Raw genomic sequence first — 19,868 nt, forward strand, 5'->3', positions numbered from 1 at the left:
CTGATCTCCGACCGGGGCCAGAAAATCAGGTTTTGCCTGCAGAAGCAGTAACAATCCAACGAAGACAATCTATCAGCTTCGTAACATCACTCAAATAGAGAGATTAAAAAACGTGATGAAGATCGCGAGTTGATGATTAATGGGCGCAAATCACGCGGGCAATTTCCGCAGAATGCTTCAGCGTACGGATTTCAGTAAACAGATCTGTCGCCTCAACGTATTCCTTACGCAAATAACCCAGCCACTGTTTGATACGTGCGACATGATACATTCCGGTATCACCCTGCTTCTCAAGTTGGCTATATTTTTGCAGTAATTTCACTACGTCCGGCCACGGCATACGCGGCTCGTTGTATTTAATCACGCGGCTTAAATTTGGCACGTTAAGCGCACCACGTCCGATCATCACAGAATCACAGCCCGTTACGTTCATGCAGTCTTGTGCGCTTTGCCAGTCCCAAATTTCACCGTTAGCAATCACCGGAATCGACAAGCGTTTGCGGATTTCACCAATCGCTGCCCAGTTAATACGCTCGGCTTTGTAACCGTCTTCTTTGGTACGCCCGTGTACCGCAAGTTCAGTGGCACCAGCCTGTTGAACGGCATCAGCAATTTCAAACTGGCGCGCATCGCTGTCCCAACCGAGGCGGATTTTAACCGTCACCGGTAAATGCGCAGGCACCGCTTCCCGCATCGCTTTTGCGCCACGGTAAATCAAATCGGGATCTTTGAGCAGCGTAGCTCCGCCACCGCTGCCGTTAACCAGTTTGGACGGGCAACCGCAGTTGAGATCAACGCCCCAGGAACCGAGTTCCACCGCACGGGCTGCATTTTCAGCCAGCCATTGCGGATGCTGCCCCAGCAACTGAATACGCACCAGCGTACCTGATGTCGTACGGCTGGCGTGATGAAGCTCCGGGCAAAGTTTGTGAAATGATTTTACCGGTAAAAGCTGATCGACCACGCGCAGAAACTCGGTGATACACAAGTCGTAGTCATTAACCTCAGTCAGCAGTTCACGAACCAGTGAATCGAGAACCCCTTCCATTGGCGCGAGCAGTACACGCATAGTGTTTTCCGGTAAAAAAAAGAGGCGCTATGTTAGCACCTCTTGATTGAGTCTTAAAACTACCCTCACCCCGACCCTCTCCCTCAGGGAGAGGGGGAAGATCAGCCAGTCCCCTTTCCTGATACCAGGAGAGGGTTAGGGTGAGGGCTTAACGATTAGTTTGCAGCCGCTGGCTTACGCGGTGGACGACGACGACCGTTAGCACCCGCAGGTTTTGGCGCGCCATCACCTTGTGGACGTGATGGACGACGCGGTGCACTGCTGCGATCGGACGATGCGCCGCCATTGCCACCACGACGTTGCCCCTGGCCTTGACCGCCGCCGTTTCCACGACCGCCGCCACGCTGTTGCTGGCGACCGTTAACGATCGGTTCAGCAGGAATGGATGGATCCACTTCGTAGCCTGGGAGTGCCATACGCGGAACTTCGCGCTTGAGCAGGCGTTCGATGTCGCGCAACAGTTTGTGTTCATCAACACAAACCAAAGACAGCGCTTCACCCGTTGCCGCTGCACGACCAGTACGGCCAATACGGTGCACGTAATCTTCAGGTACGTTTGGCAACTCGTAGTTCACAACATGTGGCAACTCTTCGATATCAAGGCCACGTGCCGCGATGTCCGTTGCAACCAGCACACGAATGCCACCGTTTTTGAAGTCAGCCAATGCACGCGTACGAGCGCCCTGGCTCTTGTTACCGTGAATTGCCGCCGCGGTGATACCGTCTTTGCCCAGCTGTTCTGCCAGGTGGTTCGCACCATGTTTGGTACGGGTAAACACCAGCACCTGCTGCCAGTTACCTTCGCCAATCATCTGGGACAGCAGTTCTCTTTTACGTTTCTTATCAACGAAATGAACGTGTTGAGTGACTTGCTCAGAAGCCGTGTTGCGACGCGCAACAGACACTTCTTCCGGGTTATGCAGCAGTTTTTCTGCCAGCCCTTTGATGTCGTCCGAGAAGGTCGCGGAGAACAGCAGGTTCTGGCGACGTGCTGGCAGTTTGGCCAGTACGCGACGAATATCGTGGATGAAGCCCATGTCCAGCATGCGGTCAGCTTCGTCCAGTACCAGGATTTCGACCTGGTCGAGTTTCACGGCGTTCTGGTGTTCCAGATCTAACAGACGGCCAGGTGTTGCCACCAGCACATCCACACCGCTACGCAGTTTCATCATCTGCGGGTTAATGCTCACGCCGCCGAAAACCACCAGCGAACGGATATCTAAATATTTGCTGTAGTCACGCACATTTTCGCCAATCTGAGCGGCAAGCTCACGGGTTGGCGTCAGGATCAGCGCGCGCACCGGGCGGCGGCCTTTGGCGTGCGGTTCTTTATTGACCAGGCGCTGTAACAGCGGCAAGGTAAAACCTGCAGTTTTGCCGGTGCCGGTTTGGGCACTGGCCATCAGGTCACGACCTGCTAAGACGACCGGGATCGCCTGGCGTTGAATAGGGGTAGGCTCACGATAGCCCTGCTCTTCCACTGCACGCAGAATATCGGCGTTCAGGCCGAGAGAATCAAAAGACATAGGTACTCCAGAATCGCCCTGACCGCGAGGTGCGGTGTAGTTTCCAGGGGTTCGTATGACGCCAGTCATTCTGGCGCAAGAGAGGGGCACAAACCACGGTGCCGTAAGCCGCGCAGTGTAACAGGTTTTGTGACTTTGCGCACAAATTCTATTTTCCGACGCATTCACAAGATAAATACCACGGACTAGACAGATATGGGCATCAAGCCTACTCTTAATCAATCGATTGATTAACTTTTTTAAGAGGTCGGTATGAATGCGACACCGGCACCTGTCACGACCCGTGGTGAGCAGGCAAAAAAGACACTGATTGCTGCGGCACTCGCGCAATTTGGTGAATACGGATTGCATGCCACCACGCGCGATATCGCCGCACTGGCCGGGCAGAACATTGCCGCTATCACCTACTACTTTGGCTCAAAAGAAGAGCTGTATATGGCCTGCGCGCAATGGATCGCTGATTTCATCACGCGTAATTTTAAGCCTCACGTTGAACGCGCCGAGGCCATTCTCAGCCAACCGCAAGTCGATAAGTCACAGATTCGGCAGCTGATTCATACTGCATGCAATCACATGATTATCCTGCTGACTGCCGATGAGACGCTTAATCTCAGCAAATTTATCTCTCGCGAGCAGCTCTCGCCAACGCCTGCTTATCAGCTCATTCACCAACAGGTGATTGCGCCAATGCATACACATCTCACCCGCCTCGTCGGGTGTTATACCCATCGCCACCCGGATGACACCGAAACAATTCTCCATACTCACGCGTTGCTCGGGCAGGTGCTGGCTTTCCGTCTGGGACGAGAAACCATTCTGCTTCGTGCCGGATGGACTGCCTTTGATAGTGAAAACGTTAAAAAAATCAGTGATGTGGTAGGCAGCCATATCGACTTCATTTTACAAGGGTTAGCTTGCCAACAAGGAAACAACGGCAATGAAAAGTAAGAAACCGATCATTATCGTCGCAATTGTGGTGTTGATTGCAGCAGGGATTGCCGGCTGGATGTGGTACCAAAGTCAGCAGGATAAAGGGCTGACGCTATATGGCAATATTGATATTCGCACCGTGAATTTAAGCTTCCGCGTCGGCGGGCGTCTTGCAGCTTTGCAGGTGGATGAAGGGGATTCGATTAAAGCCGGTGAAACCCTGGGCGAGCTGGACCAGGGGCCGTATCAAAACGCGCTGCTTCAGGCTCAGGCCAATGTCGCGGCAGCGCAGGCCAAGTTTGACCTGATTATCGCCGGCTATCGTGACGAAGAAATCGCACAAGTTGCAGCCCAGGTGAATCAGGCTCAGGCGGCGTACGATTACGCGCAGAACTTTTATCAACGTCAGCAGGGTTTGTGGGCACGACGCGTGATTTCCGCCAACGATCTGGAAAACGCCCGTTCATCAAGCGATCAGGCTAAAGCGACGTTAAAAGCGGCGCGCGATAAATTAAGCCAATACCGCTCGGGTAACCGCCCGCAGGAAATTGCTCAGGCGCAGGCCAGTCTGCAACAAGCGAAAGCCCAGCTTGCTCAGGCGCAACTGGATTTGCAGGACACCACGCTCATTGCCCCATCGGATGGCACTTTGCTCACCCGTGCTGTTGAACCCGGCAGTATGCTCAATGCTGGAAGCACAGTATTAACCCTCTCGCTCACTCGTCCGGTTTGGGTACGCGCTTACGTTAACGAAGTGAGTCTGAACCAGGCGAAACCAGGCACCGAGCTGTTGGTTTATACCGATGGCCGTCCTGATAAGCCGTATCACGGCAAAATTGGCTTCGTCTCCCCTACCGCTGAATTCACACCGAAAACCGTCGAAACGCCAGATTTGCGCACCGACCTGGTGTATCGCCTGCGGATTATTGTCACGGATGCCGACGACGCGCTACGCCAGGGCATGCCTGTCACAGTGAAATTCAACAGCGAGCACCCGCATGAATAGCCAGGATGGCATCATCCACCTGCAAGGGTTGATGAAACAGTTTCCAGGCCAGGACAAACCGGCGGTGGCCAGTCTGAATTGTGAGATCCTCACTGGCGCCGTGACAGGCCTGGTTGGCCCGGATGGTGCAGGAAAAACCACACTGATGCGCATGCTCGCGGGTCTGTTAAAGCCCAGCGCAGGAAGCGCTACGGTAATTGGCCTGGATCCGGTGAAAGACGACCGCGCCCTGCATGCTGTTCTGGGATATATGCCGCAAAAATTTGGCCTGTATGAAGATTTAACGGTGATGGAAAACCTGAATCTGTATGCCGATTTGCGTAGCGTCACAGGGCAAGAACGTGAAGCGACGTTTAAGCGGTTGTTGGAGTTTACCGCGCTAGGCCCGTTTACCTCGCGCCTTGCGGGGAAGTTATCCGGCGGGATGAAACAAAAACTCGGCCTCGCCTGCACCCTGGTCGGTCAGCCTAAAGTCCTGTTGCTTGATGAACCCGGAGTTGGCGTCGACCCGATTTCGCGCCGCGAACTGTGGCAAATGGTGCATGAGCTGGCCGGTGACGGCATGTTGATTCTTTGGAGCACCTCGTATCTCGACGAAGCCGAGCAATGCCGCGACGTTTTACTCATGAACGAAGGCGAACTGCTGTATCACGGCGCGCCGAAGGAGTTAACCCAGCAAATGGCTGGACGCTCGCTGCTGGTGAGCCATCAACAAGAAAATAACCGTAAGCTACTGCAACGCGCGCTCAAATTGCCGCAGGTCAGCGATGGCGTGATTCAGGGGCGTTCGGTTCGCCTTATCCTCGCAAAAGAGTCGACGGTTGACGAACTCAGCCAGGCGCTCAACCTCACTCCTGAAAGTATTTCGCAAACCGAACCGCGTTTTGAAGATGCGTTTATCGATCTGCTGGGCGGCGCGGCAACACAAGAATCTCCGCTGGGTAAAATTTTACATACCGTTGAAGGCTCACAGGGCGAGACGGTTATCAAAGCGGAAGCGTTAACCAAAAAGTTTGGTGATTTCGCCGCCACCGATCACGTTGATTTCACGGTCCAGCGCGGCGAAATTTTCGGCCTGCTGGGGCCAAACGGTGCCGGGAAATCCACCACGTTTAAGATGATGTGCGGGTTGCTGGTGCCCACCTCAGGCAAAGCGCTGGTACTGGATATGGATCTAAAAACCAGTTCCGGGAAAGCCCGCCAGCACCTGGGTTACATGGCGCAGAAGTTTTCGTTGTATGGCAACCTCACCGTCGCGCAAAACCTGCGTTTTTTCTCCGGTGTCTATGGCCTGCGCGGCAAAGCGCAGGAGGAGAAAATTAACCGTATGAGCGAAGCGTTTAGCCTGCAACCGATGATGAACAGCGCCACGGATGCGCTGCCGCTAGGGTTTAAACAACGTCTGGCACTGGCGTGTTCGTTGATGCATGAGCCAGATATTTTGTTTCTCGATGAGCCGACTTCTGGCGTCGACCCCATCACCCGTCGTGAATTTTGGCTGCATATCAATAGCATGGTGGAAAAAGGCGTCACCGTAATGGTGACTACGCACTTTATGGATGAAGCAGAATATTGCGACCGGATTGGGCTGGTTTATCGCGGCAAGCTGATTGCTAGTGGCACGCCGGATGACCTTAAGGAGCAAGCCGCCGACGACGCGCAAACTGACCCGACAATGGAACAGGCATTTATTACGCTTATCCATCAATGGGATAAGGAGCACGAACATGAGCGAGCATAATCAGGCCGTTTCCTGGCGACGGGTTCGCGCTCTGTGTGTGAAAGAGACGCGTCAGATTGTGCGTGACCCCAGCAGTTGGTTGATTGCCGTGGTGATCCCGCTATTGCTGCTATTTATATTTGGTTATGGCATCAACCTCGACTCCAGCCGCCTGCGCGTCGGGGTTTTGCTGGAGCAACAAAGCGAAGAGGCGCTTGATTTCGCTCACACCATCAGTGCCTCCCCCTACATCGAGCCGACCATCAGCGACGATCGCCAGCACCTGATTCAATTAATGCAGGCGGGGAAGATTCGCGGCCTGGTGGTTATCCCGACTGATTTTGCGCAAAACATGGCGCGCGCGGGTGCGACTGCGCCCGTTCAGGTGATCACCGATGGCAGCGAACCGAATACCGCGAACTTCGTGCAGGGTTATATGGAGGGGATTTGGCAAATCTGGCAGCAACAGCGAGCTGAAGATCGGGGTGAAAAGTTTGATCCGCTGATAGACGTGCAGTTGCGCTACTGGTTTAACCCCGCGGCTATCAGCCAGCATTTTATTATCCCCGGAGCGGTGACCATCATTATGACGGTGATCGGCGCGATTCTTACTTCGCTGGTGGTGGCGCGTGAATGGGAGCGCGGCACCATGGAAGCGCTACTCTCAACCCAGGTGACACGCACCGAACTGCTGCTGTGCAAACTGCTGCCCTATTACGTGCTGGGAATGTTAGCGATGCTGCTGTGTATGCTGGTGTCGGTGTTTATTCTCGGCGTGCCGTACCGCGGTTCACTATTGATTTTATTCTTCATCACCAGCCTGTTCTTACTCAGCACCCTCGGCATGGGTTTATTAATTTCCACGATTACGCGTAACCAGTTTAATGCCGCGCAGGTGGCGCTCAATGCCGCATTCTTGCCGTCGATTATGCTGTCCGGTTTTATCTTCCAGATAGACAGCATGCCGGCGATTATCCGTGCGGTGACCTACGTTATCCCGGCGCGTTATTTCGTCAGCACGCTGCAAAGCCTGTTTCTGGCGGGGAATATTACGACCGTATTAGTCATCAACATCCTGTTTTTAATTGCCTCGGCGGTGATGTTTATCGGCCTGACGGCTTTGAAAACCAAACGCCGTCTTGATTAAGGAAGGCTATGTTTTATCGACTCTGGACGCTGATCCGCAAAGAACTGCAATCCCTGTTGCGTGAGCCGCAAACCCGCGCGATTTTGATATTGCCCGTGGTATTGCAGGTGGTGCTGTTTCCGTTCGCCGCAACCCTTGAGGTGACGAACGCAACCATCGCCATTTATAACGAAGATAACGGCAGCCATTCCGTAGAACTCACCCAGCGTTTTGCCCGCGCCAAAGCCTTTAGTCATGTGTTACTGCTGAAAAGCCCGCAGGAAATCCAACCGACTATCGACAACCAGAAAGCGCTGCTGCTGATTCGCTTCCCGGCAGAGTTTTCCCGCGATATTGCCAGCCAACAACAGGCAAAACTGCAAATCATTCTGGACGGGCGAAATTCAAACAGTGCGCAAATTGCCGCAAATTACCTGCAACAGATTGTGAAGAATTACCAACAGGAACTGATGTCCGGCCAACCAAAACCGAACAATAGCGAGCTGGTGGTGCGCAACTGGTATAACCCGAATCTGGATTACAAATGGTTTGTGGTGCCGTCACTGATTGCGATGATAACGACGATTGGCGTGATGATTGTCACCTCGCTTTCCGTTGCCCGTGAACGCGAGCAAGGGACGCTCGATCAACTGCTGGTTTCCCCACTGGCGACCTGGCAGATTTTTGTTGGCAAAGCCGTCCCCGCGCAAATCGTAGCCATTGGCCAGGCAACCATTGTGCTGGGTGTCGGGATCTGGGGTTATCACATTCCGTTTTCCGGCTCGCTGTTGCTGTTTTACTTCACGATGCTGATTTACGGTTTGTCATTGGTAGGCTTTGGTTTATTGATTTCGGCGCTCTGCTCAACGCAGCAGCAGGCGTTTATCGGCGTGTTTGTCTTTATGATGCCGGCCATTTTGCTCTCGGGTTATGTATCGCCCGTCGAGAACATGCCGGTATGGTTGCAAAACCTGACGTGGGTGAACCCGATTCGGCATTTCACCGACATCACCAAGCAGATTTATTTGAAGAACGCGAGTTTTGATATTGTCTGGGGAAGTGTGTGGCCACTATTGGTCATAGCAGCCACCACGGGTTCAGCGGCGTATTGGATGTTTCGTCGCAAAATTGCCTGATGCCCGTCACCCTTCAAGTTGCATGTGCGTTGGCTTTACTCGCTCACCCCAGTCACTTACTCAAGTAAGCTCCTGGGGACTCACTGCGTCACCGCCTTCCTGCAACTCGAATTGTTTTGGGCATATCTTTGGTAAGCAGCGAATAGATAATCGGGCCTGCAATCATCGCAAGCCCGGCGCCTGCAATAAGGAATTTATTTTCGACGACGCGTGACAGCAGCCACAACGCAATCATCGCTGAACCGAAATACCAGGTGGTAGTCAGCTCTTCAAGAAAATCACCAATATCACGTAAGCGCCCTGTGCGAACACCTTGCAGGGCAAACATCAGGATAACTGTCGCGATATACAGCAAACATAACCCGATGCCGACCGGTATGAGGGTGGCGGTTTTCCAGCCAACGAGCAGCGCACAAAGCACAGAAAGATGCAGCATAATTTGCCAGCAGCTCAGGCCTGTTTTCACTTGTACGCGTTGTTGCCATTTCATTATTTCTCTCCTGGCCACTATTTCCTATCCTTCAGAGTACCGCAGTATGCGGAAAATTCCGTAACCCGACACCTATTTGTGACAGAGACTACACTTTATTTTCATCGGGATGTTAACAATGCCGGGAGAAGCATGGGTAATAAGACTCAGCACTTTTCTTTTAAAGTGCTCACAATTAACACACACAAAGGCTTCACCGCGCTCAATCGGCGTTTCATTTTGCCGGAGCTGCGCGATGCGGTACGCGCCGTTTCCGCCGATATTGTCTGCTTGCAGGAAGTGATGGGCGCCCACGAAGCACACTCCCTGCGGGTAGAAAACTGGCCGGAAAGCAGCCATTACGAATTCCTCGCGGATAGCATGTGGAGTGAATTTGCTTATGGCCGCAATGCGGTTTACCCCGAAGGCCATCACGGTAATGCGGTGTTGTCACGTTTCCCCATCAGCCATTTCGTCAACCGCGATATCTCGGTCGAAGGTCATGAAAAACGCGGCATGCTGCACTGCCAGATAAACCTTCCTGGCGCGAACATTCGTGCGCATGTCATTTGTGTGCATCTCGGCTTACGTGACGCCCACCGCCAGTCGCAACTCAACATGCTTTGCCAACTGGTGAATGAACTCCCGGAAGGAGAGCCTGTAGTGGTGGCCGGTGATTTCAATGACTGGCAACAACGCGCAACCCATCAGCTCAAGCAAACCGGGTTAGATGAAGTATTTACCCGCGCACAGGGTCGCCCGGCACGTACCTTCCCGGCCCGTTTCCCCGTGCTTCGGCTGGACAGGATTTACGTTAAAAATGCCTCTGCCAGCGCCCCGACAGCCCTCCCGTTACAGCATTGGCGGCATCTATCCGACCATGCGCCATTAGCCGTGGAGATTCATATATGAAAAATAACTGGCGCGATGGCAACCGTATTTCGTTACTCGAAAACGGCGATCAGTTTTTCCCTGAGGTGTTTGACGCCATCAGCAATGCGCGTAGCAAAGTGATTCTTGAGACATTTATTTGGTTTGAAGATGATGTTGGGCGAAAGCTACATGAAGTGATACTGACTGCCGCTTCTCGTGGCGTGAGCGTAGAAGTGTTGCTCGATGGCTATGGCTCACCCGATTTAAGTGACGAATTTGTCAGCCAACTGACCACCGCGGGTGTGAAGTTCCGCTACTACGACCCTCGCCCATTACTCTTTGGCATGCGCACCAACCTGTTCCGCCGTATGCACCGCAAAATCGTGGTGGTCGACGGCACCGTTGCGTTTGTCGGCGGCATTAACTACTCCGCAGAACAAATGAGTGATTACGGCCCAGAAGCCAAGCAGGATTATTCCGTCAAAGTCGAAGGCCCTGTGGTGGAGGATATTTATCAGTACGTTATTTCCAATCTGCCAGGGCACGACGTTAAGCGCCGCTGGTGGCGGCGTCATCGCAATCCAGCCCAGGAAAACCTCACGCCAGGTGAAGCGCAAGCCCTGTTCGTCTGGCGCGACAACAACCAGCATCGCGATGATATCGAACGCTACTACCTGAAAATGCTCAGCAAAGCGAAGCGTGAGGTGATTATCGCCAACGCCTATTTTTTCCCGGGATATCGCCTGTTACATGCCATGCGCAAGGCTTCACGCCGAGGCGTTTTAGTACAACTGATTGTGCAGGGCGAACCGGATATGCCGATTGTCAAAGTAGGCGCACGTCTGCTGTACAACTATCTGGTGCGTTCGGGCGTGAAAATTTATGAATATCAGCGGCGTCCGCTGCACGGCAAAGTGGCGCTGATGGACGACCACTGGGCAACGGTCGGTTCCAGCAATCTTGATCCGCTGAGTTTGTCCCTCAATCTGGAAGCCAATCTGATTATTTATGATCGAAATTTCAATGAGGCGCTCAGTCAAAATCTTAACGGCCTGATTGCGCAGGACTGCAAACCGGTTGATGAGTCGATGATCCCCAAACGTACATGGTGGAATCTGGGTAAAAGCGTGCTGGCGTTCCACTTTTTGCGCCACTTCCCGGCAATGGTTGGCTGGCTTCCCGCACATAAAGCAAAACTTGCGCAAGTGATGCCGCCAGAACAGCCACAACTCGAAACCCAGGACCGGGTTGAGACGGAGTGAAATATTAATGTCGCACTCGCATCCTAAATGGCGAAAAGCAAAAAAAGTCCTCACCTGGCTGTTTTTCGTTGCCGTCATTGTGTTGCTGGTCGTGTATGCAACGAAAGTAGACTGGCAGGAAGTTTGGCAGGTGATTCGCAACTACAACCGTACGGCACTGTTTAGCGCGGTCGGTCTGGTTATTCTGAGTTACCTGATTTATGGCTGTTACGATCTGTTAGCACGCGCGTACTGCGGGCATAAATTAGCAAAGCGGCAAGTCATGCTGGTGTCGTTTATCTGTTATGCCTTCAACCTGACGCTCAGTACCTGGGTGGGTGGTATTGGAATGCGCTACCGGCTTTATTCGCGTCTCGGCCTGCCCAGCGCGACCATTACTCGCATCTTTTCGTTAAGCATTTCAACTAACTGGCTGGGTTACATTCTGCTGGCGGGCGTGATTTTTACCGTGGGTGTAGTGCAATTACCGCCTCACTGGTACATCGATGAGACAACGCTGCGGATTTTAGGTGGCGTACTGCTGGCGTTTATTGCGGTTTATTTGTGGTTTTGTGCCTTTGCAAAGCATCGTCACATGACGATAAAAGGCCAGCGTCTGGTGCTGCCGTCGTTTAAATTTGCTCTGATTCAACTGGCTATTTCAAGTGCCAACTGGATGGTGATGGGCGCAATTATCTGGCTGTTGCTGGGCCAGGAAATTCATTATTTCTTCGTTTTAGGTGTGCTTTTGGTGAGCAGTATTGCCGGAGTGATTGTGCATATTCCTGCGGGAATTGGCGTGCTGGAGGCGGTATTTATCGCTTTACTGGCAGGCGAGCATATCAAGAATGGCACTATTATTGCCGCACTTCTGGCTTACCGTTTGCTCTACTTTATTGCCCCGCTGCTGCTGGCGTTGGTTTGCTATTTATGGCTGGAGAGTCGAGCGAAGAAGATGCGGGTGAAAAATGTGGAAAGACTCGGGTAAAACAACCCTCACCCCAGCCCTCTCCCTGAGGGAGAGGGGGTTGTTCAGCTTTCCCCTTCTCCTGAGGGAGAGAGGCTGTTCAGCTTTCCCCTTCTCCTGGGGGAGAAGGCCGGGATGAGGGCGACAAAAATTAACGGCGGTTGCCGAAAATACGCAACAGCATCAGGAACAGGTTGATGAAGTCGAGATACAGCGTCAGCGCACCAAGAATGGAATATTTGCGCATGGTTTGCGTATCACGGGTATCAATTTGCTCGCCAATGTTTTTCAGCTTTTGCGTGTCATAAGCCGTCAGACCGACAAATACGATTACGCCGATATATGTCACCGCCCACATCAGCGCCGTGCTTTTGAGCCACATGTTCACCAATGAAGCCAACACAATACCAATCAGCGCCATAAACAGCATATTGCCAAAGCCGCTCAGGTCGCGCTTGGTGGTGTAGCCATACAGGCTCATGGCACCGAACATCCCGCCTGCAACCACAAACGTACTGGCGATGGATGAATAGGTGTAGACGATAAAAATGCTGGAAAGCGTCAAGCCAGTGAGTGCCGAGTACAACATAAACAAGCTGGTTGCCATACCCGCGCTGAGTTTATGCACCATGCCGGAGAGCACAAACACCAACCCCAACTGCACGATGATCAACCCGAAGAAAGTGATTTTGCTGGAAAAGACGAATTCCATCACAGCTGGCGTATTCGCAGCATACCAGGCGACAAATGCCGTCAGTAACAGGCCGCAGGTCATCCAACCATAAACTTGTGCCATATATGCCTGCAAACCCGTGCGCGCTTGCTGGACAATAGTGTCATTGGAACGTGGGAATCGATCCATGATGCTTCCTCTTTGTATTACGTTAACCTGATTTCAGGCTTTACAGCCTACCATGTTTAAGATTAACACAACTCCAACAGGGTGCCTGTTACCAGCGTTTCGCCGCCTGTTTGTCGGTATCGCGCGCTTCGACCCAACGATCGCCGTCAGTGGTGGCTTCGCGCTTCCAGAATGGGGCTTTGGTTTTCAGATAATCCATAATGAATTGTGCGGAATCAAACGCGGAACTGCGATGCGCGCCAGTCACCCCAACAAACACAATTTCATCTCCTGGCCACAACTCGCCAATACGGTGAATCACACTGACACGTTGTAGTGGCCAGCGCTTGCGGGCTTCCTCGACAATTTCTGCCAACGCTTTTTCTGTCATTCCTGGATAGTGCTCAAGTGTTAATGCGCTGACGCTATCGCCAAGATTGTGATTACGCACTTTGCCGGTAAACGTCACAACGGCACCGTCTTCATCACATTGCGCGAGCCACTGGTACTCATCACCGACGTTAAAGTTTTCATGGCTGACGCGGATTCGTGTGTTTTCCATTTCAGCCTCCGGTGACTGGCGGAAAGAACGCTATTTCATCGCCATCGTTAAGGGGATGGTCAAAGCTCACCAACGTCTGATTGACCGCCGCCAGCAGTTTGCCGGACTCCAGTGCCAGTGCCCAGCGCTCGCTTTTGGCTGCCAGATTTTGACGCAATTGTTCGACATCGCTGAACGTGGCATCGAGTTGCAGACGATCGCAATCAACCAGTTCGCGCACCTGGGCAAAAAACAGGACGTTAATCATTGCTGCCCACCTTGCTCTGCGCCTTAAAGTCACCTGATTTACCGCCGCTTTTGGCAAGCAGGCGCACCGGGCCAATTACCATGTCTTTCTGCACCGCTTTGCACATATCGTAGATGGTTAACGCCGCTACCGACGCGGCGGTTAGCGCTTCCATCTCAACGCCGGTTTTACCGGTCAGGCGGCAGACAGATTCGATGCGTACGCGATTATGCTCAGGCTCAGCGGCCAAATTCACTTCGACTTTGCTGAGCATCAGCGGGTGGCAAAGTGGAATCAAATCCCAGGTGCGCTTAGCCGCCTGAATCCCGGCGATTCGCGCCGTGGCAAATACATCACCTTTGTGATGACTGCCTTCAATAATCATCGCTAACGTTTCGGCTTGCATGGTGATAAACGCTTCGGCACGCGCTTCACGCACGGTTTCAGCTTTGGCGGAGACATCAACCATGTGCGCTTCGCCAGCGGCATTAATATGAGTCAGTTGCGACATAGTTTATTTCTTGAGATGTGGATGGAAATTACAAGGGCGCACGCGGGCATCCAGTTGTGGCTGGATAATATTTTCCCATGCGGTATGACATGCCTTAGTGGAGCCGGGCATAGCGAAAATCAGGGTGCGATTTGCGACACCGGCCAGTGCCCGAGATTGCAGCGTCGATGTACCGATCTCTTCAAAAGAGAGCATGCGGAAGATTTCGCCAAAGCCTTCTATTTCGCGGTCAAACAGTGGCAACAGCGCTTCAGGAGCCTGGTCACCATCGGTAAAACCGGTCCCTCCGTTGATGAGCACCACCTGCACTTCGTCATCAGCAATCCATTGGGAAACTTGCGCGCGAATGGCGTAGCGGTTTTCTTTCACAATCGCTTTGGCGACCACTTTGTGACCCGCGTCAGTCGCGGCTTCACGTAAATAGTGACCTGAGGTATCGTCGTCTTCACCGCGGCGGCTTGAAACAGTCAGAATGGCGATATGCACCGGAATAAATTCACTGCTCACCTGGCTCATTGGTATTTTCCTTTTTATCTGGTTTTACCCGTTTAATTGGTTCAACCCGCCACTTTACCCACCAATATAGGACAGGTTCTGGGTGATGCCGGTTTCACCGTCATGCAGGAAATGGGTCTGTTTTTTTTGCGTCAACGCTTCGGCAATACGCGCTTCAAGCTCGTCGATTTGCCCGTCATCCGCCAGCAAATCACGCAATGAAATGCCGTGGTCGCCAAACAAACACAGATGCAGATTACCGACTGACGAAACGCGCAGGCGATTACAACTGGCACAAAAGTCTTTCTCATACGGCATGATAAGGCCGATTTCGCCCTGATAATCCGGATGGCAAAAGACTTGCGCGGGGCCATCGCTGCGGCTGCGAAGCTGATGAACCCAACCACGAGCCAACAACTGGTCGCGGATGGTTTTTCCTGAAACGTGGTGTTTGCGGAACAATTCGCCGCCGTCGCCGGTTTCCATCAGCTCGATGAAACGCAACTGGATAGGACGTGGTTTTATCCACGCAAGGAAGGTATCGAGTTCGTGGTGATTCACCCCACGCATCAGCACGGTATTTACTTTTACGCGCTCAAATCCGGCGGTGAATGCAGCGTCAATGCCGTCCATCACCTGGCGGAATTTATCTTGCCCGGTAATGGCGTGGAACTGGCGAGCATCGAGGCTATCAACGCTGACATTGACCGCGGTAAGACCCGCATCACGCCATTGCTGGATATCACGCGCAAGGCGATAGCCATTGGTTGTCATGGCAATCTGGCGGATGCCAGGGTTTTCACGCACGGCAGCGATGATGTCAGTGAAATCTTTACGTAAAGAGGGTTCGCCTCCCGTCAGGCGTACTTTTTCAGTACCGAGGGCGGCAAATGCGCGCGTGACGCGGCGAATTTCATCGACGTTGAGGAAACTTTTATTTGCCACACCGTGAGGCTTGTAGCCATCCGGCAGACAATAGTTGCAACGAAAATTGCAAACGTCGGTAATAGACAGACGCAGATAAAAAAACTTACGAGCGTAAGCGTCGGTAAGTTGGGTAGCCATGTACACCTTCCAAATACGGGAGATGCAGGCATTTCTTTCTGCACCCTGGTGACTCAAGGTCACGGCCAAAGCACCGTATCTTTCGACTTAGGTCCAGAGGCTTAGTGTGTGTTAGAGCGATAGTAGCGCGTGATGACATTATTCGCCATAGCCGCTTTCGCTGTATAATTACATACATAACGAACTAATTGCTCAATTTCGCAACAGACTACGCGAAAAGTGAACTTTTGCATTGATATACATCATTATCGTTTGAGCCTGAATCGTATTTTTAGATCTTTTACGCTACCTTATTTCGATAGTTCGTCATTAGGAATAGTTATGCGCAATCGTACGTTTGCTGATTTGGACCGAGTGGTTGCTCTCGGCGGTGGACACGGTCTGGGCAGGGTTATGTCATCCCTCTCCTCTTTAGGCTCACGTTTAACTGGCATTGTGACCACCACGGACAATGGCGGTTCTACAGGGCGAATTCGTCGCTCTGAAGGCGGCATTGCCTGGGGCGATATGCGCAACTGTTTAAATCAGTTAATTACTGAACAGAGCGTGGCTTCAGCGATGTTTGAGTATCGTTTTGGCGGTAATGGCGAGCTTTCAGGGCATAACCTTGGAAATCTGATGTTAAAGGCGCTAGACCATCTGAGCGTACGCCCTTTGGAAGCCATAAATCTCATTCGTAACCTGCTTAAGGTGGATGCGTTTCTGATCCCGATGTCCGAACAACCGGTTGATTTAATGGCAACAGATGCAGACGGCCATTTTATTTACGGTGAGGTGAATATTGATCAGCTTTCATCGCCGCCGCAGGAGTTATCGTTATACCCGAAAGCCCATGCCACTCGTGAAGCTGTACAGGCGATTGCCGAAGCAGATTTGATTCTGATTGGCCCTGGCAGTTTCTATACCAGTTTGATGCCATTACTGTTGCTGGAAGATATGGATCAGGCGCTGCGCCGCACCCCTGCCCCAGTGGTGTTTATCGGTAATCTTGGAAAAGAGTTAAGCACCGCCGCCGCAAGCCTGTCGCTTGGGCAAACGCTGGACATTATGGAGCAGCGTGTTGGTAAGCGCATCATTGATGCCGTGGTGGTTGGCCCCCAGGTAGATGTTTCCGAAATCACCGACCGGGTCGTGATTCAGGAACCGCTGGAAGCTTGTGATATTCGTTATCGCCACGACCGGCAATTGCTTCGCCAGGCGCTGGAAAAAGCCATTCAGCAGCTCGGTTAAACAATTCATACGTGGCGGGTAAACCAGACTTACCCGCCCTCACCTCATGGCTTATAATTACGACGCCGCAATAAATAACTGCCGTAGTTGATGCAATTGATCGCGCACCTGCGCAGCTTCTTCAAATTCCAGATTCTGCGCATGCTCCAGCATTTTCCCTTCCAACTGATGAATTTTCTGCTGTAGGGCTTTAGGAGTCAGAATAATTTCATCATCTTCAATCACGCTGCGCGCTTTGCTCTTCATACGGCCTTTGGTTTTCGCCATCCCTTCGCCAAGCTGAAGGATGTCCACGACCTTTTTATTCAGCCCTTGCGGTGTAATGCCATTTTCTTCGTTGTAACGCTGCTGTTTCTCACGGCGACGCTCCGTTTCACCAATCGCCTTCGCCATAGAAGGTGTGATTTTGTCACCATACAAAATGGCTTTACCGTTGATGTTACGTGCCGCACGGCCAATCGTCTGAATGAGTGAACGCTCAGAACGCAGGAAACCTTCTTTATCAGCATCCAGAATCGCCACCAGCGACACTTCAGGCATATCCAACCCCTCTCGGAGTAAGTTAATGCCCACCAGCACGTCGAACTCGCCAAGGCGCAAATCACGGATGATTTCCATACGCTCAACGGTATCAATATCGGAGTGCAGATAGCGCACCCGCTCACCATGCTCTTCCAGATACTCAGTTAAGTCCTCGGCCATACGCTTGGTCAGAGTGGTGACCAAAACACGTTCGTTAATTTCAACGCGTTTGCGAATTTCAGAAAGCAGGTCGTCAACCTGAGTCGCAACAGGACGCACTTCGATAATCGGATCCAGCAAGCCGGTTGGCCTGACAACCTGGTCGACAACATCGCCTCCAGACTTTTCTAGCTCATAGTTGCTCGGCGTTGCTGAGACATAAATCGTTTGCGGAGCAAGCGCTTCAAACTCTTCAAATTTCAGCGGACGGTTATCCAGCGCTGAAGGTAAACGGAAGCCATATTCCACCAGCGTCTCTTTACGCGCCCGGTCGCCGCGATACATCCCGCCAATTTGCGGAATGGTGACGTGTGATTCATCGACCACCAGCAGGCCATCTGCGGGCAGGTAATCGAAAAGTGTTGGAGGTGGCTCACCAGGGCCACGGCCAGACAAGAACCGCGAGTAGTTTTCAACGCCCGAGCAGTAGCCCAACTCATTCATCATCTCTAAATCAAACTGAGTACGCTGAGTGAGTCGCTGTTCTTCAAGTAATTTGTTGTTTGCCAGCAGGACCTTTCTGCGGTCTGCCAGTTCAACCTTTATCTCTTCCATGGCTTGCACAATACGTTCACGCGGCGTGACGTAATGCGATTTTGGATAAACGGTGAAACGTTGAATAACCTGGTCTATCTGCCCGGTCAGTGGGTCAAACAACGAAAGCCGTTCCACTTCTTCATCAAACAGCTCCACACGTAGCGCTAAATCATCCGACTCTGCCGGGAAGATGTCGATGACTTCGCCGCGAACGCGGAAAGTCCCGCGCTGGAAAGCCTGGTCATTACGGGTGTATTGCAGTTCGGTCAAACGGCGCAAAATAGAACGCTGATCGATGATCATCCCTTTGGTGAGATGCAGCATCATTTTCAGGTAGAGATCTGGGTCGCCCAGGCCGTAAATCGCTGACACTGAAGCCACCACGATCACATCGCGCCTTTCCAGTAATGCTTTGGTCGCAGACAGACGCATCTGTTCGATATGCTCATTCACCGATGAGTCTTTTTCGATAAACGTATCGGAACTCGGAACGTAGGCTTCTGGCTGGTAGTAATCGTAATACGAGACAAAAAACTCGACCGCGTTATCAGGAAAGAACTCTTTCATCTCGCCGTACAACTGTGCCGCAAGGGTTTTGTTCGGCGCCAGCACCATCGTAGGGCGTTGCAAATCAGCAATCACATTCGCCACGGTAAAGGTCTTACCGGAGCCCGTCACACCTAATAACGTCTGATGGGCAAGCCCGTCTTGTAGACCCTCTTCAAGGCGACGTATGGCTTCGGGCTGATCGCCAGAAGGTTTGAAGGCTGAATTTAATTTGAACGCTTTACTCATGAAGAGGCTACCTGATGAAGAAACGAGCGGGCCGGAGGATAATTTTACTCGGCACAGGAAATTTTGCCAGAAAAAGATACTGGATGAAAAACCAGTTCCTTGCACTGTTGTTTATGATATCGCCTCTCGCTGCCGTCTGGTTTGGAGGTAAAACATTCCTCTTTCAGCGATTTCAGCTGACCTAAATGGTTATCCCCAGATTTTTTTACCTTTTAACAATTGTCAAGCAGTGTCATAAAAGCGTAAGGAACATCTGATGCACTTTCATTGCAGCGATTGATTTTATTCAACTCGTTAATTTTAAACAGCTATTTGTAAAAGTCTGGTTTCGCGCCAATTCATGCGTAACCCGCGCCAGCCCTCGCTTACCGCAAGTTTTCTAACTCTAATGCACATGGTTATCCACAGGAATAGTGGATAACTGCTCTCAGCCCTTTTGCAGCGCAGACCGCAAAAAACCCTAAAATCTCTGTGCCGGCCCCAAAAAATATTTTTCAGCATTATTTTCACCCCTTTTTTACCTGCTAAAGGCACGCAATTTCTTATGATCTTGCTCACGAATTGCGCATTCTCATGGAGCAGCCCGAAGACATTGCACCAAACCTATCTACGGCCAGGCACTGACACAGTGCATTCGGCTTTTCGAGTTGTAGATGGCGAAACTTTCCTCAACCTTTTTCATGAGCCTTTTCCCAAAGTTGCAATGTTCCAGCGCGCAAAAAGGTTAGTGGCAAGGGAATTGCACTGTTTTACTCGTCCTGGATCGCATAGCGGATGTTAATGCGCGTTCTTAACCCTGTCC

General features: G+C 51.9%; 19 protein-coding genes and 1 riboswitch. Of the genes, 9 read left to right on the forward strand and 10 right to left on the reverse strand.

Translation table 11 applies throughout. The features are described from left to right. Positions 1-136: 136 nt before the first annotated feature. Both dusC and rhlE read right to left on the reverse strand, forming a co-directional pair. Complete coding sequence (gene dusC, locus BSPA111_RS10015) at positions 137-1,069, reverse strand: tRNA dihydrouridine(16) synthase DusC (RefSeq protein ID WP_183271023.1); 933 nt, start codon at positions 1,067-1,069, stop codon at positions 137-139. Between the two features lie 155 nt (positions 1,070-1,224). Then, positions 1,225-2,595 carry an ATP-dependent RNA helicase RhlE gene (rhlE, locus tag BSPA111_RS10020; RefSeq protein ID WP_183271024.1) on the reverse strand — a complete coding sequence of 457 codons (1,371 nt, stop codon included), beginning with the start codon at positions 2,593-2,595 and terminating at the stop codon, positions 1,225-1,227. 252 nt (positions 2,596-2,847) lie between these two features. Between rhlE and cecR the strand changes: the two genes are divergently transcribed. Genes cecR through BSPA111_RS10045 form a run of 5 tightly spaced genes read left to right on the forward strand, consistent with a single transcriptional unit; the run spans position 2,848 to position 8,513 of the window. Beyond that, positions 2,848-3,543: a transcriptional regulator CecR gene (gene cecR, locus BSPA111_RS10025; RefSeq protein ID WP_183271025.1), complete on the forward strand. Its 696-nt coding sequence runs from the start codon at positions 2,848-2,850 to the stop codon at positions 3,541-3,543. After that, complete coding sequence (gene hlyD, locus BSPA111_RS10030) at positions 3,533-4,531, forward strand: secretion protein HlyD (RefSeq protein WP_183271026.1); 999 nt, start codon at positions 3,533-3,535, stop codon at positions 4,529-4,531. The genes cecR and hlyD overlap by 11 nt, the downstream gene beginning before the upstream one ends. Further along, positions 4,524-6,272, forward strand: a complete 1,749-nt coding sequence (locus BSPA111_RS10035) for an ATP-binding cassette domain-containing protein (RefSeq protein ID WP_183271027.1) — start codon at positions 4,524-4,526, stop codon at positions 6,270-6,272. The genes hlyD and BSPA111_RS10035 overlap by 8 nt, the downstream gene beginning before the upstream one ends. Beyond that, positions 6,259-7,398, forward strand: coding sequence for an ABC transporter permease (locus BSPA111_RS10040; RefSeq protein WP_183271028.1), 1,140 nt, complete (start codon positions 6,259-6,261; stop codon positions 7,396-7,398). Before BSPA111_RS10035 ends, BSPA111_RS10040 begins: the two co-directional genes overlap by 14 nt. An 8-nt stretch (positions 7,399-7,406) precedes the next feature. Further along, positions 7,407-8,513, forward strand: a complete 1,107-nt coding sequence (locus BSPA111_RS10045; protein ID WP_183271029.1) for an ABC transporter permease — start codon at positions 7,407-7,409, stop codon at positions 8,511-8,513. A gap of 88 nt (positions 8,514-8,601) precedes the next feature. Here BSPA111_RS10045 and BSPA111_RS10050 read toward each other — a convergent pair whose 3' ends face one another. Then, on the reverse strand, positions 8,602-9,003 hold the full coding sequence (locus tag BSPA111_RS10050) for a YbhQ family protein (protein WP_183271030.1): 402 nt from the start codon (positions 9,001-9,003) through the stop codon (positions 8,602-8,604). A 132-nt stretch (positions 9,004-9,135) separates the two neighbouring features. On the opposite strand from BSPA111_RS10050, the gene BSPA111_RS10055 reads away from it, so the two are divergent. Genes BSPA111_RS10055 through BSPA111_RS10065 form a run of 3 tightly spaced genes read left to right on the forward strand, consistent with a single transcriptional unit; the run spans position 9,136 to position 12,084 of the window. After that, positions 9,136-9,894 (forward strand): endonuclease/exonuclease/phosphatase family protein, encoded by a 759-nt coding sequence (locus tag BSPA111_RS10055; RefSeq protein ID WP_183271031.1) that lies wholly within the window; start codon positions 9,136-9,138, stop codon positions 9,892-9,894. Then, positions 9,891-11,117 carry a cardiolipin synthase ClsB gene (clsB, locus tag BSPA111_RS10060; protein ID WP_183271032.1) on the forward strand — a complete coding sequence of 409 codons (1,227 nt, stop codon included), beginning with the start codon at positions 9,891-9,893 and terminating at the stop codon, positions 11,115-11,117. The genes BSPA111_RS10055 and clsB overlap by 4 nt, the downstream gene beginning before the upstream one ends. A gap of 7 nt (positions 11,118-11,124) precedes the next feature. Then, on the forward strand, positions 11,125-12,084 hold the full coding sequence (locus BSPA111_RS10065; RefSeq protein ID WP_183271033.1) for a lysylphosphatidylglycerol synthase domain-containing protein: 960 nt from the start codon (positions 11,125-11,127) through the stop codon (positions 12,082-12,084). A gap of 130 nt (positions 12,085-12,214) precedes the next feature. Here the strand turns inward: BSPA111_RS10065 and BSPA111_RS10070 are convergent, their stop codons facing one another. The 6 genes from BSPA111_RS10070 to moaA all read right to left on the reverse strand — a co-directional run bounded on the left by BSPA111_RS10070 (position 12,215) and on the right by moaA (position 15,763). Next, entirely contained in the window at positions 12,215-12,925 is a 711-nt protein-coding gene (locus BSPA111_RS10070) for a Bax inhibitor-1/YccA family protein (RefSeq protein WP_034456535.1), read from the reverse strand. An 88-nt stretch (positions 12,926-13,013) separates the two neighbouring features. Then, positions 13,014-13,466, reverse strand: coding sequence for a molybdopterin synthase catalytic subunit MoaE (moaE, locus tag BSPA111_RS10075; RefSeq protein WP_183271034.1), 453 nt, complete (start codon positions 13,464-13,466; stop codon positions 13,014-13,016). Between the two features lies 1 nt (position 13,467). Beyond that, positions 13,468-13,713, reverse strand: a complete 246-nt coding sequence (gene moaD / locus BSPA111_RS10080; protein ID WP_183271035.1) for a molybdopterin synthase sulfur carrier subunit — start codon at positions 13,711-13,713, stop codon at positions 13,468-13,470. Then, a complete protein-coding gene (gene moaC, locus BSPA111_RS10085; RefSeq protein ID WP_183271036.1) occupies positions 13,706-14,203 on the reverse strand; it encodes a cyclic pyranopterin monophosphate synthase MoaC in 498 nt (165 codons plus the stop codon). The genes moaD and moaC overlap by 8 nt, the downstream gene beginning before the upstream one ends. A gap of 3 nt (positions 14,204-14,206) precedes the next feature. Next, the gene (gene moaB, locus BSPA111_RS10090; RefSeq protein ID WP_183271037.1) at positions 14,207-14,719 is read right to left on the reverse strand and encodes a molybdenum cofactor biosynthesis protein B; all 513 of its coding nucleotides are present in this window, start codon (positions 14,717-14,719) and stop codon (positions 14,207-14,209) included. 54 nt (positions 14,720-14,773) lie between these two features. Then, the gene (gene moaA / locus BSPA111_RS10095; RefSeq protein WP_183271038.1) at positions 14,774-15,763 is read right to left on the reverse strand and encodes a GTP 3',8-cyclase MoaA; all 990 of its coding nucleotides are present in this window, start codon (positions 15,761-15,763) and stop codon (positions 14,774-14,776) included. Next, a riboswitch (molybdenum cofactor riboswitch) is annotated at positions 15,751-15,879 on the reverse strand. It overlaps the preceding gene by 13 nt. Before the next feature lie 205 nt (positions 15,880-16,084). On the opposite strand from moaA, the gene yvcK reads away from it, so the two are divergent. Next, entirely contained in the window at positions 16,085-16,993 is a 909-nt protein-coding gene (gene yvcK / locus BSPA111_RS10100; protein ID WP_183271039.1) for a uridine diphosphate-N-acetylglucosamine-binding protein YvcK, read from the forward strand. A gap of 57 nt (positions 16,994-17,050) precedes the next feature. Here the strand turns inward: yvcK and uvrB are convergent, their stop codons facing one another. Further along, positions 17,051-19,066, reverse strand: a complete 2,016-nt coding sequence (gene uvrB, locus BSPA111_RS10105; RefSeq protein WP_183271040.1) for an excinuclease ABC subunit UvrB — start codon at positions 19,064-19,066, stop codon at positions 17,051-17,053. Positions 19,067-19,868 lie beyond the last annotated feature (802 nt).

The organism is Buttiauxella sp. A111, from assembly GCF_014189855.1.
Classification (GTDB): domain Bacteria; phylum Pseudomonadota; class Gammaproteobacteria; order Enterobacterales; family Enterobacteriaceae; genus Buttiauxella; species Buttiauxella selenatireducens.